The sequence below is a fragment of the Streptomyces coacervatus genome (assembly GCF_029223485.1).
GTDB classification, from domain to species: Bacteria; Actinomycetota; Actinomycetes; order Streptomycetales; family Streptomycetaceae; genus Streptomyces; species Streptomyces coacervatus.
On record NZ_JARHTP010000009.1, the window covers coordinates 67,161 to 81,983 of the forward strand.

Annotated in this window: 14 protein-coding genes and 1 pseudogene; 9 read left to right on the forward strand and 6 right to left on the reverse strand. The window is 71.1% G+C overall.

Annotated elements, in window-relative coordinates; genetic code table 11:
• Position 1: 1 nt before the first annotated feature.
• The 4 genes from P2Q00_RS22775 to P2Q00_RS22790 all read right to left on the reverse strand — a co-directional run bounded on the left by P2Q00_RS22775 (position 2) and on the right by P2Q00_RS22790 (position 5,580).
• Positions 2-2,182 (reverse strand): RICIN domain-containing protein, encoded by a 2,181-nt coding sequence (locus P2Q00_RS22775; RefSeq protein WP_275774499.1) that lies wholly within the window; start codon positions 2,180-2,182, stop codon positions 2-4.
• A 39-nt stretch (positions 2,183-2,221) separates the two neighbouring features.
• Complete coding sequence (locus tag P2Q00_RS22780; protein WP_275774500.1) at positions 2,222-3,592, reverse strand: lectin; 1,371 nt, start codon at positions 3,590-3,592, stop codon at positions 2,222-2,224.
• A 178-nt stretch (positions 3,593-3,770) separates the two neighbouring features.
• Entirely contained in the window at positions 3,771-5,057 is a 1,287-nt protein-coding gene (locus tag P2Q00_RS22785) for a low temperature requirement protein A (RefSeq protein WP_275774501.1), read from the reverse strand.
• A gap of 55 nt (positions 5,058-5,112) precedes the next feature.
• Complete coding sequence (locus P2Q00_RS22790) at positions 5,113-5,580, reverse strand: nuclear transport factor 2 family protein (protein ID WP_275774502.1); 468 nt, start codon at positions 5,578-5,580, stop codon at positions 5,113-5,115.
• An 86-nt stretch (positions 5,581-5,666) separates the two neighbouring features.
• On the opposite strand from P2Q00_RS22790, the gene P2Q00_RS22795 reads away from it, so the two are divergent.
• Together P2Q00_RS22795 and P2Q00_RS22800 are read left to right on the forward strand one after the other, a co-directional pair.
• Complete coding sequence (locus P2Q00_RS22795; protein WP_275774503.1) at positions 5,667-6,263, forward strand: TetR/AcrR family transcriptional regulator; 597 nt, start codon at positions 5,667-5,669, stop codon at positions 6,261-6,263.
• A 175-nt stretch (positions 6,264-6,438) separates the two neighbouring features.
• A pseudogene (locus P2Q00_RS22800) lies at positions 6,439-7,106 on the forward strand (alpha/beta fold hydrolase).
• A gap of 4 nt (positions 7,107-7,110) precedes the next feature.
• Here the strand turns inward: P2Q00_RS22800 and P2Q00_RS22805 are convergent.
• Positions 7,111-7,710, reverse strand: coding sequence for a class I SAM-dependent methyltransferase (locus P2Q00_RS22805; protein WP_275774504.1), 600 nt, complete (start codon positions 7,708-7,710; stop codon positions 7,111-7,113).
• A 152-nt stretch (positions 7,711-7,862) separates the two neighbouring features.
• On the opposite strand from P2Q00_RS22805, the gene P2Q00_RS22810 reads away from it, so the two are divergent.
• The 5 genes from P2Q00_RS22810 to P2Q00_RS22830 all read left to right on the forward strand — a co-directional run bounded on the left by P2Q00_RS22810 (position 7,863) and on the right by P2Q00_RS22830 (position 12,778).
• Entirely contained in the window at positions 7,863-8,639 is a 777-nt protein-coding gene (locus P2Q00_RS22810; RefSeq protein WP_275774505.1) for an MHYT domain-containing protein, read from the forward strand.
• 44 nt (positions 8,640-8,683) lie between these two features.
• Positions 8,684-11,206 carry a sensor histidine kinase gene (locus P2Q00_RS22815; RefSeq protein WP_275774506.1) on the forward strand — a complete coding sequence of 841 codons (2,523 nt, stop codon included), beginning with the start codon at positions 8,684-8,686 and terminating at the stop codon, positions 11,204-11,206.
• On the forward strand, positions 11,203-11,640 hold the full coding sequence (locus P2Q00_RS22820) for a roadblock/LC7 domain-containing protein (RefSeq protein WP_275774507.1): 438 nt from the start codon (positions 11,203-11,205) through the stop codon (positions 11,638-11,640). Before P2Q00_RS22815 ends, P2Q00_RS22820 begins: the two co-directional genes overlap by 4 nt.
• Before the next feature lie 22 nt (positions 11,641-11,662).
• A complete protein-coding gene (locus tag P2Q00_RS22825; RefSeq protein ID WP_275774508.1) occupies positions 11,663-12,076 on the forward strand; it encodes a DUF742 domain-containing protein in 414 nt (137 codons plus the stop codon).
• 96 nt (positions 12,077-12,172) lie between these two features.
• Positions 12,173-12,778 (forward strand): GTP-binding protein, encoded by a 606-nt coding sequence (locus P2Q00_RS22830; RefSeq protein WP_275774509.1) that lies wholly within the window; start codon positions 12,173-12,175, stop codon positions 12,776-12,778.
• Between the two features lie 25 nt (positions 12,779-12,803).
• On the opposite strand, the gene P2Q00_RS22835 is transcribed toward P2Q00_RS22830, so the two are convergent.
• Complete coding sequence (locus P2Q00_RS22835; RefSeq protein WP_275774510.1) at positions 12,804-13,232, reverse strand: PPOX class F420-dependent oxidoreductase; 429 nt, start codon at positions 13,230-13,232, stop codon at positions 12,804-12,806.
• 93 nt (positions 13,233-13,325) lie between these two features.
• Here P2Q00_RS22835 and P2Q00_RS22840 point away from each other — a divergent pair, with 93 nt between their 5' ends.
• Together P2Q00_RS22840 and P2Q00_RS22845 are read left to right on the forward strand one after the other, a co-directional pair.
• Positions 13,326-13,739, forward strand: a complete 414-nt coding sequence (locus P2Q00_RS22840) for a roadblock/LC7 domain-containing protein (protein ID WP_275774511.1) — start codon at positions 13,326-13,328, stop codon at positions 13,737-13,739.
• Between the two features lie 126 nt (positions 13,740-13,865).
• Positions 13,866-14,822, forward strand: coding sequence for a DUF6397 family protein (locus P2Q00_RS22845; protein ID WP_275774512.1), 957 nt, complete (start codon positions 13,866-13,868; stop codon positions 14,820-14,822).
• Position 14,823: the final 1 nt, after the last annotated feature.

Genomic DNA, 14,823 nt, shown 5'->3' on the forward strand with positions numbered 1-14,823 from the left:
CCTACGGATAGCTGGTCAGGTTGGCCACGTTGGTGGAGGAGTTGGACGGCCCTCCGGTGTTGTTGATGACGTGGCTGATCGTGCCGGTGCCGCCGAGGGACACCGTCACCATGCTGGTGAAGCGGACGCCCGAGTTGTTCGGCGCCTCGATGGCGTGCGCGGCGACGACACCGGGGTTGACGTTGAAGTAGCAGTAGCTGCCGAGGCCGTAGGCCTGGTGGCTGGTGACCGAGTCGGCGACCTTGTAGGCGGCGTAGCCCTGGGTGGAGCCGTTCATCCAGGCGGACTGGTTCGGTGGGTCGTACGGCATCTCGTTCTGGAAGAAGTAGGTGCGGCCGCCGTTGCCGTTCCAGACGGTCTGGTACTTCTGGAAGTGCTCCACGAACAGGCCGTACATGGTGACGTCGTCGCCGTTGACGATCATTCCGGTGTCCGCGGTGTTGCTGGTCCAGCCCACGCCGCTGCCGTGGTCGGCGCGCCAGATCCACATGTGGTCGCCGATGACGTTGTCGCTGTTGACGACGAGGCTCGTGGTCGCCTTGCCGACGCCCGCGCCGCCGATGCGGAAGTAGACGTCGTGGAGGGAGGTCGGGTCGGCCGTGTGGGAGGCGGCGGAGCCGTTCGGCCCGACCTCCAGCAGTGACGGCGAGTTGGTGGTGCCGGCGTCGAACAGCAGGCCCGCGATCTTCACACCGTCGACGTCGGCGACCTTCATCGCGGTGACGCCGTTGTCCGGCACGAAGGTGGCCAGGCCCAGGCCGAGGACGACCGTGTCCGCGCGATTGACCTGAAGCGTCTGGTCGAGGTGGTAGACACCTGGGGTGACCAGGAGGTTCTTGCCCGCGGCGAGCGCGGAGTTGATCTGGGAGGCGGTCGCGCCCGGCTTGACGACGTAGAACGAGTCGAGCGAGAGCGAGCTGCCCGATGTGCCGTTCGCCCAGCTGGTTCCCGAGGAGTTGGACCGCACGGACGGCACGAACACCTGGTAGGCGCCATTGCCGTCGACGTACAGGAACGGCTTCTCACGGGAGACCGGGCTCTGGGCGACCGTGGTGTACGGCGGGCTCGGGAAGCTGGTGGCGGGGACGCCCGTGCTGCCGGTGAAGACCATGTTCCAGTTGGAGCCGGTCCAGCTGCCGAGCTGGGAGTTGCGGGTCAACCACTGTTGCTGCGAACCGGAGTTGACCTGGCCGTCGATCCTGCTGTCGGCGATGAGACCACCGCTGGACCAGCCGCCGTCGTCCAGAGCGAGGTTGCCGCGCAGATGCATCCGGCGATACGGCGCCGCCTGCGAGACCGCCCAACGGTCGCTGCCGCCGGTCGGGTTGACCGACAGGTTCTCCGCGCCGCGCCAGAAGTTCTGGGTGGCATTGCCCTGGAACCAGTCGGCCTCGGCATGCACCGCGCCGTTGATGGTGACGGCGTCGGGCGACTGGCCGAGCCCCAACACCTGTGTGTAGAAACCGACGTTGACGTCCGCGCTGTAGGCGCCGGGCTTGAACAGCACGGCGTAGCGCTGGGAGCCGAACTGGTTGGTCTCCTGCTGCTGGAAGATGGTGTTGAGCTTGCTCTGGATCGTCGACGAGGACATCGAGGGGTCGAAGACGACCACGTTCGGACCGAGGTCGGGGTCCGCGGCCGACTGGGTCACGGGGATCACCTGGAAGCGCTGGGCGGCGGTGCCGTTGCAGGTGTACTGCACGAACTGCACGCTGTCCGCGATCGATGCGCCGGGGTCGTCCAGGCACTTGCCGCTGTTGCGGTTGACGAAGTGATAGGCACCGCCGCCGTCGTCCACAGGCAGCCACTGCTGGTTGGCGCCGCCGCCGTAACCCCACAGGTGGACCTGCGCGTTGTCGGCGGTGGAGACGTCGGCGACGTCCACGACCTGATTGGTGTCGTTGCCGTTGTTGATCCGGACGTATCCGTCACTGGTGGCGGTGAAGCTCCACTGCTGGGCAGCGGTGCCGTTGCAGCTGTACTGCTGCACGACGGTGCCGTTGGCGGTGGCGGCCGCCTTGGCGTCGAGGCATCGGCCGCTCGCGGCGTTCATGACGGTCGCAAAGCCCGTCGGCAGAGCGGAGGTTGCGGCTCGTGCGGGGGCGCCGGTGAGCAGGGACGCGGCCGTTACGGCCACCAGTGCGGCCGCGGCGGATCTGCCGCGGCGGGGTAGGGAAGGCATGGGTTCTCCTTGCCGGGGGCGGGGGGTGGGCCGGCGGGATCAGCCGGTGTAGGCGGCGAAGACGCGGGTGTAGTCCCAGTCGGACTGGCTGACGCCGGAGCAGCTGTCGGCGGGGCCGCCGGTGCAGGGCCGGTCGCGGTTGGCGGACCAGAAGGTCAGGCGCGCCAGGTGGTGTTGCTGGGCGTAGCCGAGGATGGTCCGGAAGTCGGCGACGGTGACGGTCTCGTTGTTGTCGGTGATCCCGTTCATCGACGAGATGCCCATGTCCCGGTAGGCCTGGTCGTCGCCGTAGCCGTAGGCGCTCTTGAGTGCCGACTTGAGTCCCTCGGCGGCCTGCACGGTGAGGTTGCCCATGTTCTGGCCTGCGCCGCCGAAGTCGAACGGCATGATCGCCCAGGCGTCCACGGTCAGCCCGGAGGACGCAGCCCGGTTGATGAGGCTCGTGTCCGGCCCGCTCTGCCCGGTGCCGATGGTGATGTACACCTTCAGACCTGCGTTGTTGGCCTTCACCGTCTTCAGCGCGTCCACCGTCCGCTGCTGCACGGTCGGATTGCTGTAGGCGTCGGCCTCGATGTCGATGTCGATCGCTTTGAGCCCGTAGGCGTCGATGACCTTCTGGTACGCCGCCGCCAGCTCGCCCGCACTGGAGCAGGAGCTCTCCAGCTTGTTGCCGCTGTAGCCGCCGAAGGACGGGATGATGTCACCGCCGCCTGCCCGCACCGTGTTGACGGTCTGCTGGTCGACGCCGCCGGTCAGGGCCCGGCCGCCGTCCCACTGCGGGTTGCAGTAGCCGTTGCTGAGCACGAAGGCGAGGGTGAACCACTTCACGCCGGTCGCGTTGGTGATGGTGGTGGGGTTCGGCGGGCTGCCCCAGCCGTTGTAGAGGTACGGCGCCACGGCCATCGGCGCGGACGGGGTGGTGCCGCCGTCGGCGGCAGGCGCGGTCCACTTCTGATTGGCCGCGCCGGTGCAGCTCCAGATCTGGGCGCGGGCGCCGTTGGCCGAGGAGTTGTCGGTGACGTCCAGGCACTTGTTCGCCTGCGGGTTGACTATGTCGTGAGCGGCGGTGACCGTCCACTTCTGGTTCGCACCGCCGCTACAGCTCCACAGCTGGACCTTGGCGCCGTCGGCGGTCGAATTGCCGGTCACGTCAAGGCACTTGCCGAGGGCGCGGACGGTGCCGTCGCTGCCGACGGTCCACTGCTGGGCGGCGGTGCCGTTGCAGTCGTAGAGCTGTACGGCCGTGCCGTCGGCGGAGTTGGCGCCGGCGACGTCGAGGCATTTGCCGGCCAGGCCGGTGATGGTGCCGGTGGCGGCCTGCGCCGGGGAGGCGGTGAGCAGGCCGGTGGACAGGGTGAGGACGGTGACCGCCACAACGGCGGATGCGGGGAGGGGACTCGGTCTGGCCATGACGGGGCGGCCTTTCGCGGGGGGTGGGGTCGCCCGGTGAAACTATTGGTACGGACCACTTCCGTCAAGACATGAAGTAAGAGTTGAGGGAAGGGAGTTGTGGCACCTCGCGCGCAGTCACTCCTCGTACACGGCATCCGGCTTTGCCTCGCACTGTCGCCTTTTCCGGTGCGATTTCCTAGTGCGATGCTCGGCTCGCCTTGTCGTCGTGGGGCAGACCGTCCTGGCGGAGGCGATGCGCCACGGCGAGACCCCAGGGGATGCCGAACAGTGCCACCAGAGCGAGGCCGAGTACGAGTGGTGCCGGGCGTGCGGCGCCCAGGGCGAGGCAGGCCACGGCTGTTGCGGCGCAGGTGCGGGCGAGCGGGCGGTACAGGGTGCCGGCCTCGCGCCAGGCGCGCAGACTCGCGGCCGCGACCATCGTGCTGGTCAGCACGGCGGCCGCCCCACCGCAGAGCACCCAGGAGGTGGCGGCGGGCGTGCGCGCGGCGTGGGCGTGTTCGACGAGGCCGACCATCGCCGCGCCCATCGCGGCCACCGCCGCGGTCAGCGGCAGATGGGCGAGCATCCACTGCGCGGTGGCCGCAGGAGTAGGTCTGGGGGCCCGGTGGCCGGCGAAGTCGAAGTAGGTCCACCAGGCGCCGAAGCCGACCACGACCGCGACCAGGGCGACGGCGAGGGTGCGTGCGTCGATCGGCTCGGCCGCCAGCCCGGCGACAACACCGGTCACCGTCTCGCCCAGCACGATGATGATGAGCAGCCCGAACCGTTCGATGAGTGCGCCGGTGATCGTGAGCGTGGCGGACACAGCCGGGACGGCGGAGACGATCACCGCGGCGAAGCCGCCCAGATAGGCGGCATCGAGCAAGCCCCACGTCCACACCCGGGCATCGGCGGGAAGCAGCGCACTCGCCCCCAGGACGAGGGCGCAGGAGACGGTGCCGGCGACGAACAGCCTGCTGGAGCGGCGGTATTCGGGGCTGTCCCCGCGTGAGGCCAGCAGCCACAGCACCGCCAGCACCGCGAACAGGACCCCGGCCGTGACGGCGAACGCACGCCCATGGTCGCCGCCCGCCCCGGGGACGAAGGCCCCCAGCGGGACGAGGACCAGGATCTGCAGCAGGAAGGTGCTGCGGCCGCGCGCGTCCTCGTGGCCGTGCAGCTCGTGGTGGAGGCTCCCGTTGGCCCAGGCGATCCAGACCAGTGCGAACACCACGCTGTACTCGCCGAGGCCGCGCCAGGTGAGGTGTTCCGCCAGATGGTGTGCGGCCTGCGCGACCAGGACCACCACGACCAGGTCGTAGAAGAGTTCCAGCGGGCCGACCACGCGCTCCTGCGGCTGTTCGCCATGGGCGCGCGGCGGCTGCCACAGCTGACGGCGCAGCCGCTGCAGGAGCGTTGCATCGCCGCTTGTGGCAGGGGTGCCGGGTAGGGACGGGGTCGGCTCCTGGCCCTGGTTCCTCATCGTGTCGGCTCCCTGGCTGCGGTTCGTGCGGCCGGGGCGGCGGGGGACCGGCCGGTCAGGGCGAGCAGGGGCGGGTCTCGGTCCAGTCGACCATCAGCCGCCGCTCGGCGAAGAACCACTCGCCGCCCTGCTTGACGAACTCGTCGAGGTACCGGATGGACGCGATCATGATCGTGCGCCGGTCGTCCGCGCCGGCCGAGATGTGGTGGGCCAGGCAGTAGCTCTCGCCGGTGGCCCGGTCGCCGTCGAGGGACACGGTGCTCTGGCCGTTGAAGTGGGTGGTGGCCCGGTAGGTGTTCAGGTTGTCGAAGACGGGGGCGAGGGCCTCGCGCCCGCGCAGCTCCTGGGTCGGCTCGGCGGCGGTGGCGTCCATGTACACCAGGAACCGGGTGTCCTCGGTGAACAGCGCCATCTGCCCCTTCGCGTCGCGCCGGTCCGCGCAGTGGGCGTAGGCGTCGATCAGCTCACGGATCGCGAGCCGGTCGGCGGCTTCCTGGGCCGGGATCGAGGTGTGGGATGACATGGCGACTCCCATCATGAAACTATTTGACACATGTATAAGAGCACTGAATCCGCCGCTCGGCAACCACTTGCAGCGAGGCCGGCGCAGTGACCGGCCGGACCGATCCACGTATCACCCGGACCGTCGCCGCCCTGCGGAGCGCGGTGGTGGAGCTCGCCTCGCAGCGGCCCGTCTCCCGGATCACCGTCGCCGAACTGGCCGAGCGGGCCGGGGTCACCCGGGCGACGTTCTACAACCGCTACGGCACCCCGCTGGACCCGCTCATCGAGGTCCTCTACGCCGACCTCGAGGCGGGGCACCGCATGGAGGACAGGCGACGGGCCGAGGGCCACCCGGGCCCGGAGCTGCTGCGTCTGGCCACGGCGGAGGTCGCCGACCACGTGGAGCGGTTCGCGGACGTCTACCGGCAGGCCCTCGACGATCCCGCGGACCGCGGCGTCTACGAGGCCCTGGTGCGCCACTTCAACGACTACGCCCTCACCTTCCTGGCACGCGCCGCAGGCGGCGGTCCGCCCCGCATCAGCCACCAGGTGGTCGCGCAGTTCCTGGCCCACGGCTTCGCCGGCGCGATCCGGGCCTGGCTCGGCGACCCGACGATCACCAAGGACGAACTGGTCGACGCCGCGGTGGCTTGCGCACCCGCCTGGTGGGCGCCTACTGCCGCTCGGCCAACCGAGTCCTGAAGAAGGCGGTCGGCCTCGCGAGGAAGGCGAGCACCGTGAACCAGCGGTTCTCGTCCGTCATGCCGCGCCGGTCGGGTCGGCGAGCCGTCGGCGCAGTGTGCGTCTGCCCGCCCTCGGCGAGCGTCAGAACGTGGGCTCGGGCGGGGGTTACCGCGCTGCCGTGAGGGAGAACGCAATGAACCAGGCCGAGTTCGACGGAAAGGGGAGCTGCATCCGCCGGACGGAGGCGCCCGGCGAGGAACCCGCGCGTGTACGTGCACGGACTGGGCTCGGTCTCGGCCGTGTACCACGCGCCCATCGCCGCGCGTCCCGAACTCGCGGGCCGGCGCAGCCTGTTCGTCGATCTGCCCGGGCACGGCATCAGCGACCGCCCCGAACACTTCGGCCACACGCTCCGGGAGCACGCCGACGCACTGGCCGCCGCCCTGGACTCGGCGGGCCTGACGGGCTCCGAGCTGGTGGCGCACAGCATGGGCGGCGCCGTCGCCATCGTGCTCGCCCACCGGCGGCCCGGCCTGGTCTCCCGGCTGGTCCTCACGGAGGCCAACCTCGACGCCTTCCCGCCGCCCACCGCGGGCAGCAGCCGCATCGCCTCCTATGAGGAGGGCGAGTTCGTCGACGGCGCCCACGCGCGCGTGCTGGAGAACGTCGGCCCCTTGTGGGCGGCGACCATGCGGCCGGCCGACCCGCGCGCACTGCACCGCTCGGCCGTCGGTTTGAGGCGCGGCTCGGAGCCCGTCATGCGCAGCATGTGTGCGCGTGGTGACGGTGGCCGGTGCGGGCCACAACGTCATGTTCGACGACCCCGACGCCTTTGCGGCGGCGGTCGCGGGCCGCTGGTGAGCCGTCAGCCCTCCCGTACGGCCAGTGCCAGGAAACGGGCGTCCTCGTCGACGTACGAGGTCATCCGCCAGCCAGAACCGGCCAGCAGTGGGCGGAGGTTGGGCTCCGCGCGCAGGTCCTCCGGGGTGATCCGGCGACCCTGGCGTGCCGCCAGCGCCGCCCGGCCGATGGGGTGGAACAGCGCCAGCGTGCCGCCGGGGCGGACCACGCGGGCCAACTCCCGTAGATTCTCGGCCGGTTGGGACAGATGCGCGATGAGACCGGCGGCGAACACCGAGTCGAGGGACTGCGACCGCAGTGGCAGCGCCGCGACGTCGGCGAGCAGCAGCTGCCCGTCGCGGCCCCTTCCGGCCCGTACGGCGGCCTGGAGCATCGCCGGAGTCAGATCGGCGCCGACGACCACTCCAGAGGGCCCCACGGCGGCACGCAGCGGTGTCAGGGCCCGCCCGGTGCCGCAGCCCGCGTCGAGCACCCGGTCGCCCTCGCGCAGCCCGAGATCGGCGACCGCGGCGGCGTAGGCGGGCCCGTCGTCGGGGAACCGGCTGTCCCAGTCGGCGGCCCGGGCACCGAAGAACTCCTGGACATGTGTGTGGTCGTCGCTCATGTTCCGCATGATCCCTCACCGACACGGATGACGCTGTTGCGCACACGTTCGAGCGAGGCGCGATCGTTCAAGTACCTCTCTGCGTCATATTCCAACAGCTTTCGAAATGCGCGCCCTTTGTGCGCCCCTATCCGGACTAGCGTCCCGGAGCCATGGGACACCTGGACCACGCCACCTTCGGCTGGCTGACCCCCGTGCTGTCGTACGTGATGGCCTGCATAGGCTCCGCGCTGGGACTGCGCTGCACGGTCCGCGCGCTCGGTGCCACCGGACGCTCGCGCCGCAACTGGCTCATCACCGCGGCCTCCGCGATCGGCACCGGCATCTGGACCATGCACTTCGTGGCCATGCTCGGCTTCGGCGTCAGCGGCACCGACATCCGCTACGACGTGCCGCTCACCATCGTGAGCCTGCTCGTCGCCATGATCGTCGTCTGTGCCGGCATCTTCGCGGTCGGCTACAGCCGTGACCGCACCCGCGCGCTGTTCCTCGGCGGACTCACCACCGGGCTCGGCGTCGCGAGCATGCACTACCTGGGCATGGCGGCGGTCCGGCTGCACGGCCACGTCGGCTACGACCCGGCGCTCGTCGCACTCTCCGTCCTGATCGCCGTCGTCGCGGCGACGGCGGCCCTGTGGGCGGGGCTCAACATCAAGTCGCCCATCGCCGTCACCATCGCCTCGCTGATCATGGGGGCCGCGGTGAGCAGCATGCACTACACCGCCATGTTCGCGGTGAGCGTCCGTGTCACACCCTCCGGCCAGGCGCTGCCCGGGGCCACGGCGATGCAGTTCATCTTCCCCCTCGCCGTCGGCCTCGGCTCCTACCTGTTCCTGACCTCCGCGTTTGTCGCGCTGTCGCCGACGACCGGGGAGCGCGAGGCATCCGCCTCGGCCCAGCGGCCTGTCGAGAGCGCGGTCGCCCCCTAGTGACGGCCCGGCCCGCCCCCGAACCACTCCCGAGCGAGGAGGCCATGCGTACACCCCGTAGGACCCCCAGCCCCGGCGCCGAGCCGCCGCCCCCGCCTCCCGCCCGCGGCCGCCGCGCCCACGCGGGACAGCCCGCCGACGAGGCACCGGACGAGCCCGCCGGAGCGGTACCGGCCGATGCACCCGCGCCCGGGGGCCGCTGGCGGATCCGCCCGCGCACCGTCCGCGCCAAGATCGTCTGCCTGCTGATGGTCCCGGTCGTCTCGCTGCTGGCTCTGTGGGCGTACGCCACCGTCAGCACCGCCCAGGACGTCTCCCGGCTACGGCAGTTGCAGCGCGTCGACTCCCAGATCCGCACCCCTGTCGCCACGGCCGTCGCGGCGCTGCAGGCCGAGCGCACGGCCGCGGTGCGCTATGCGACCGACCCGTCGGCCGGGCAGAGCGGCGACTACAAGAGGCTCGCGGAACGCACCGACCAGGCGGTGGCGGAGCTGCGGCTCGGGGACGACCGCACCGTCGCCGACAGTGAGGAACTGCCCGCCGGAGTGGCCCAGCGGCTCGAGACCTTCGTGGCCGGTGCCGAGCAACTGCACTCCCTGCGCACCGCGGTGCTCGACCGTGGCGCGGACTGGGACATGACGTACGGGCAGTACACCAAGACCATCGACACCGCCTTCGCGGTGGGCGGCGCGCTCACCGGCATCCAGGACGCCGAACTCGGCTCCGACGCGCGCGTGCTGCTCGAATTCTCCCGCGCGGGCGAGGCACTGGCCCAGGAGGACACGGTGCTGGCCGGCGCCCGCCCGACCGGTGGCCTCAGCGGCGAGCGGCTGCGGCTGTTCACCGGCGCCGTCGACACCCGCCGCACCCTCACCGAGGCCGCCGTCGCCGACCTGAGCGGCCCCGAGCGCACCGCCTGGCACAACCTCGCCGACGGCAGCGCCTACGCGACCCTGGGCAGTACTGAGAACCGGATCCTCGCCGCCACCCCGGGCGGGCGGGCGATCGCCGCGGCGCCGGAAGCGACCTGGAACACGACGCACACGCGCGTGCAGGACGGCATGCGGACGATCGCGCAGGACGCCGGGCGCGGCGTCGCACACCGCGCCGACCCGTTCACGCGCGGCCTGCTCACCCCGGCCGGCGCCGCAGTGCTCCTCGGCCTCGCCGCGGTCGCCGCATCGCTCGTCATCTCGGTGCGCATCGGACGCGGCCTCGTCGTCGAGCTGGTGAACCTGCGCAACAGCGCCCTGGAGATCGCCCGCCGCAACCTCCCCGAGGCCATGCGGAAGCTGCGCGCCGGCGAGGAGATCGACATCCAGGCCGAGGCCCCGCCCGGACCGCCCGCCGAGGACGAGGCCGGACAGGTCGCCGAGGCCCTGGGCACCGTCCACCGCGCCGCCCTGCGGGCCGCCGTCGAGCGCGCCGAACTCGCCAGCGGCATCTCCGGGGTTTTCGTCAACCTCGCCCGCCGCAGCCAGGTCCTCGTCCACCGCCAACTCAGCCTCCTCGACAGCATGGAACGCCGCTCCGACGACCCGAACGAGCTCAGTGACCTCTTCCGGCTCGACCACCTCACCACCCGAATGCGGCGCCACGCCGAGAGCCTGATCATCCTCTCCGGAGCGGCACCCGGCCGGGCCTGGCGCATGCCGGTCTCGCTGACCAACGTGGTGCGCGCGGCCGTGTCCGAAGTCGAGGACTACGCGCGCGTGGAGGTACGACAGCTCCCCGGGGCCTCCGTCATCGGCTCGGCCGTCGCCGACCTCACGCACCTCTTGGCCGAGATCGTCGAGAATGCGGCCCAGTTCTCGCCGCCCCACACGCGCGTGCGCATCACCGGCGAACCCGTCGGCAACGGCTACGTCGTCGAGGTCGAGGACCGGGGCCTGGGCATGGGCACGGAGACCCTCGCCGAGGCCAACCGCCGCATCGAACAGTCCGAGGCGCTCGACCTCTTCGACAGCGACCGGCTCGGCCTCTTCGTGGTCAGCCGACTCGCGGCCCGCCACGGAATCAAGGTGCACCTGCGCACCTCCCCCTACGGAGGCACCACCGCTGTCGTCCTGCTGCCCACGGCCCTGTTGCACGGCGGCGCGGCGGAACGTTCCCCCAGCGAGACGGCGGAGTTGCGGCGGCCGACGGAACGCGAGTACGCGCGCGTGCCCGGCGCCACCCCGCAGCAGGAGTCCGTCCCGGCGACGACCGAGCGGCCCGCGCTGGTGGCCCACGCACCGGCCGCGGTGGAGACGACGCCCGACACCCCACCCCCCGGAGTGACCACCTTGCGCCTGCACCGTCCCCCGGAGGACACCGAAGAGACCGACGACCTGCCCCGCCGCGTACGCCAGGCAAGTCTCGCCCCCCAACTGCGCGAACGGCGCGCCGAGGAGCCGGACCGGACACCGGCCTCCCCCCACGACGACCGGCGCACCCCCGAGACCGTGCGGGACCGCATGGCGGCCTACCGCGACGGCTGGACGCGCGGCGGCGGCAGGCAACCCGGCCGCGGCGCGGGACCGGATCCCACACCGCGCACCGACAGCAGCGAAGGAGACCGCGCATGATCCAGGACCCGAGCATGAGGGCCGACCGGCGATCCGGCGAACTCGACTGGCTGCTGGACGACTTGGTGCTGCGCGTGAGCGAGGTACGGCACGCCGTGGTGCTCTCCAACGACGGACTCGCCGTGGGCGCGTCGACCGACCTGCGGCGCGAGGACGCGGAACACCTCGCCGCCGTGGCCTCCGGGTTTCACAGCCTGGCCAAGGGCGCGGGCCGGCACTTCGGCGCCGGCGGTGTCCGCCAGACCATGGTGGAGATGGACGACGGCTTCCTGTTCGTGGCCGCCGCGGGCGAGGGCTCCTGCCTCGCCCTGCTCACCGCCGTGACCGCCGACATCGGCCTGGTGGCCTACGAGATGGCACGACTGGTCAAACGCGTCGGCGAGCACCTGTACACACCGGCGCGCGTCGCCGCGCGGCCGCCGGCCGTCCGGTGAGGCGAGAGTGTGGCGCACGCAGATGAACGCGGACAGGACCGGCGCCCCGCTCGAGCCGGGCAGCCAGTGGTACGACGGCGAGGCCGGGCCCCTGGTCCGCCCGTACGCCATGACGGGCGGACGCACCAGGCCCGGCCCCGCCGGGGTCCGCTTCGACCTGATCGCCCTGGTCACCCTGGACGCGGCCGCGCCCGGCGTCGACGACGACACGGGGCTCGGGCCGGAGCACCGGGCGCTGATCGACCTGTGCCGCACCGAGACCCAGTCGGTCGCGGAGCTCGCCGCAGGAGCCGACCTGCCCGTGGGCGTGGTCCGGGTGCTCCTCGGCGATCTGCTGGAACTCGGCTGCGTCACCGTCAGCCGTCCGGTACCGCCCGCACAGCTTCCTGACGAACGGATTCTGCGCGAGGTGATCGAGGGGCTGCGGGCGCTGTAGATGAACCTTCACCAGCACCCGGTCCCGTACGGCCCCGACCCGTGCACCCATCCGGACATCACAAGCGAACACCGGCACTCCCGAGAGAAGTGATCGATGGTCTCCGAGCACTCCGATGCGCAGGACGGCGAGACGGCCGCACTGGCGTTGAAGATTCTGGTCGCCGGCGGATTCGGCGTGGGCAAGACCACCCTGGTGGGCGCGGTCAGCGAGATCAGGCCGCTGCGCACCGAGGAACTGCTCAGCGAGGCCGGCCAGTCGGTGGACGACACGGACGGCGTGGACCAGAAGGTCACCACGACCGTCGCCATGGACTTCGGACGCATCACCATCAGGTCGGGCCTGTCCCTCTACCTCTTCGGCACCCCGGGCCAGGACCGCTTCTGGTTCCTGTGGGACGAGCTGTCCCAAGGGGCTCTCGGCGCCGTGGTCCTCGCCGACACCCGGCGGCTGGAGGACTGCTTCCCCGCGGTGGACTACTTCGAGCACCGGCGCATCCCGTTCGTGGTGGCCGTCAACTGCTTCACGGGCGCCCGCACCTACGGGGCCCAGGACGTCTCACGCGCCCTCGACCTCGACCGGGGAACACCGGTGGTGCTGTGCGACGCCCGTGACCGCGACTCGGGGAAGGAGGTGCTGATCCGGCTCGTCGAGTACGCCGGGCGGATGCACACCGCCCGGCTCCTCGACTCGGTCGGCTGACGGGCGCTCCGGACGGGCGCCCCGCTCAGCTCGCGACAGCCTTCTCCGCCAGCACCTTGTCGATCGTGACACGGACGAGGAGTTCCCCCGGCACGCCGTTACGGGCCCCGAATTCCTCGGCACGCTCCTCGCCCATGTAGCGCGCCCCGATGCGGGCGGCCCACCGTCTGAGCTCGTCCAGGTCCTCCGAAATGCGGGCACGGCCCTGCAGGACCACATAGTCGAAGGGCGGCCGGTCGTCGTCCACGCACAGGGCGACCCGGCCGTCACGGGTGACATTCCGCCCCTTCACGCTGGTGCTCGCGGTGTTGAACACCACGTCGTCCCCGTCGAGCACGAACCAGATCGGGGTCACATGCGGACTTCCGTCGGCTCGGACGGTCGCCAGCTTTCCGGTGCGGGTGCCGTGCGAGACGAAGTCCCGCCATTCCTTGTCGGTCATCTTCTGCGCCATGCCCACATCCTCCTTGCCCGTGCCACGGTCGTGGTGAAGGCTGGCGTGGAGATCCTCCTTCCAGGGGGAGTCGTCACGCGGGGAGACCGGATCATGGCGCAGAACCAGGGACTTGGCTGGCTGTTGGACGACCTGACCGAGCGCGTCGAACATGTGCGGCACGCGCTGGTCCTGTCCAACGACGGCCTGGTGACGGGAGCGAGCACGGGACTGCGGCGCGAGGACGCCGAGCACCTTGCCGCCGTCTCGTCCGGACTGCACAGCCTGGCCAAGGGCTCGGGACGCCACTTCGGCGCGGGCAGAGTGCGCCAGACAATGGTCGAGTTCGACGACGCGGTTCTGTTCGTCACCGCCGCAGGCGCCAGCAGCTGTCTGTGTGTGCTCAGTGGTGCGGAGGCCGACATCGGCCAGATCGCCTACGAGATGACCCTGCTCGTCAACCGAGTCGGCGAACACCTCGGCGTGGAGGCCCGGCAGCCCGAGCGAACCCCGACCACAGAGATCTGACCTGCACGTTTACCCTCTCCCGCGGAGTTATCCACAGGCTCGCCACGAGATCCGCCCAAGCGGCTACGGTTTTTTCCGAGGCCGCGCGAACGGCGCGAGCCACATACTCCACGGGGGAGACCGGCCATGTCAGGCAACACCGTCACACAACTGCACAACGCCTCCTGCACACCGAGCCGAGCCGCACGCGAACTGGGGCTCAGGCGAGGGGAGTTCGACCTGGCCGTGGACCTCGGACGCATCCGCACCGTGCCCGACGAAGGGGGCGGGGGCCGGCGGGTCACCCGCACCGAGATCGACCGGCTGCACACTGAGGACGGCTTTCCCGAGGCCCTGAAGAAGCGCGTCGAGACCGTGGGCACGAAGGAGGCCGCGGGCCTTCTGCAGGTGACGCCCGGCAGGTTCACGCGGCTGGCCCGGCTCGGCGTGGTCACGCCCGTCAAGTTCTATCTCAACCGGTACAGGGCCGTTGTCTGGCTCTATCTGGCCGAAGAACTACGGCAGTTCGCGGCCGACGAGAACAACACGCCGCTGCTGAGCGGCCGTACGCCCACCGGTCCGCGGGAACAGTTGGCGGCGGGGCTGGATCTGCGCCCCCGCAACTGGCGGTCGCGGCACCTCGGATTCCTGCTGCGGCGGGCCGACAGGCATCCGTGGGCGTGCGCGGCGGCCGTGGCCTCTCTGCTCGACGCCGTCCAGGTCGCGGAAATCGTGCAGGATCCCTACGAGCGCGTCCACTTGAACCGGTTCCGGCCCAGGCCGCAGATGCACGGCGCACCCGGCTCCCTCGCCGCGCACCTGGCCGAGAGCCTCGCCCTGGCGCAGGACCCGGACGAGATCGACTGGCTGCGAGCCGATCTCGCACAGTCGGTGAACGCGGCACGCGCAGTCGAGCCCGCGCCACGCCCGACTCCCGGGCCGGGGCCGTCGGAAGTACGGGAACAGCAACACCCCACACCGCCGAGGGATGTTGAGGAAAACCCACGTGCGCTGTCAACGGCCACGGAACAGAACCCGCCCGTGCCCGAGGAACCGGGACGCCCACGCGGTCTGCTGGGCTGGCTGCGCCGCAGAACTCCGTGAG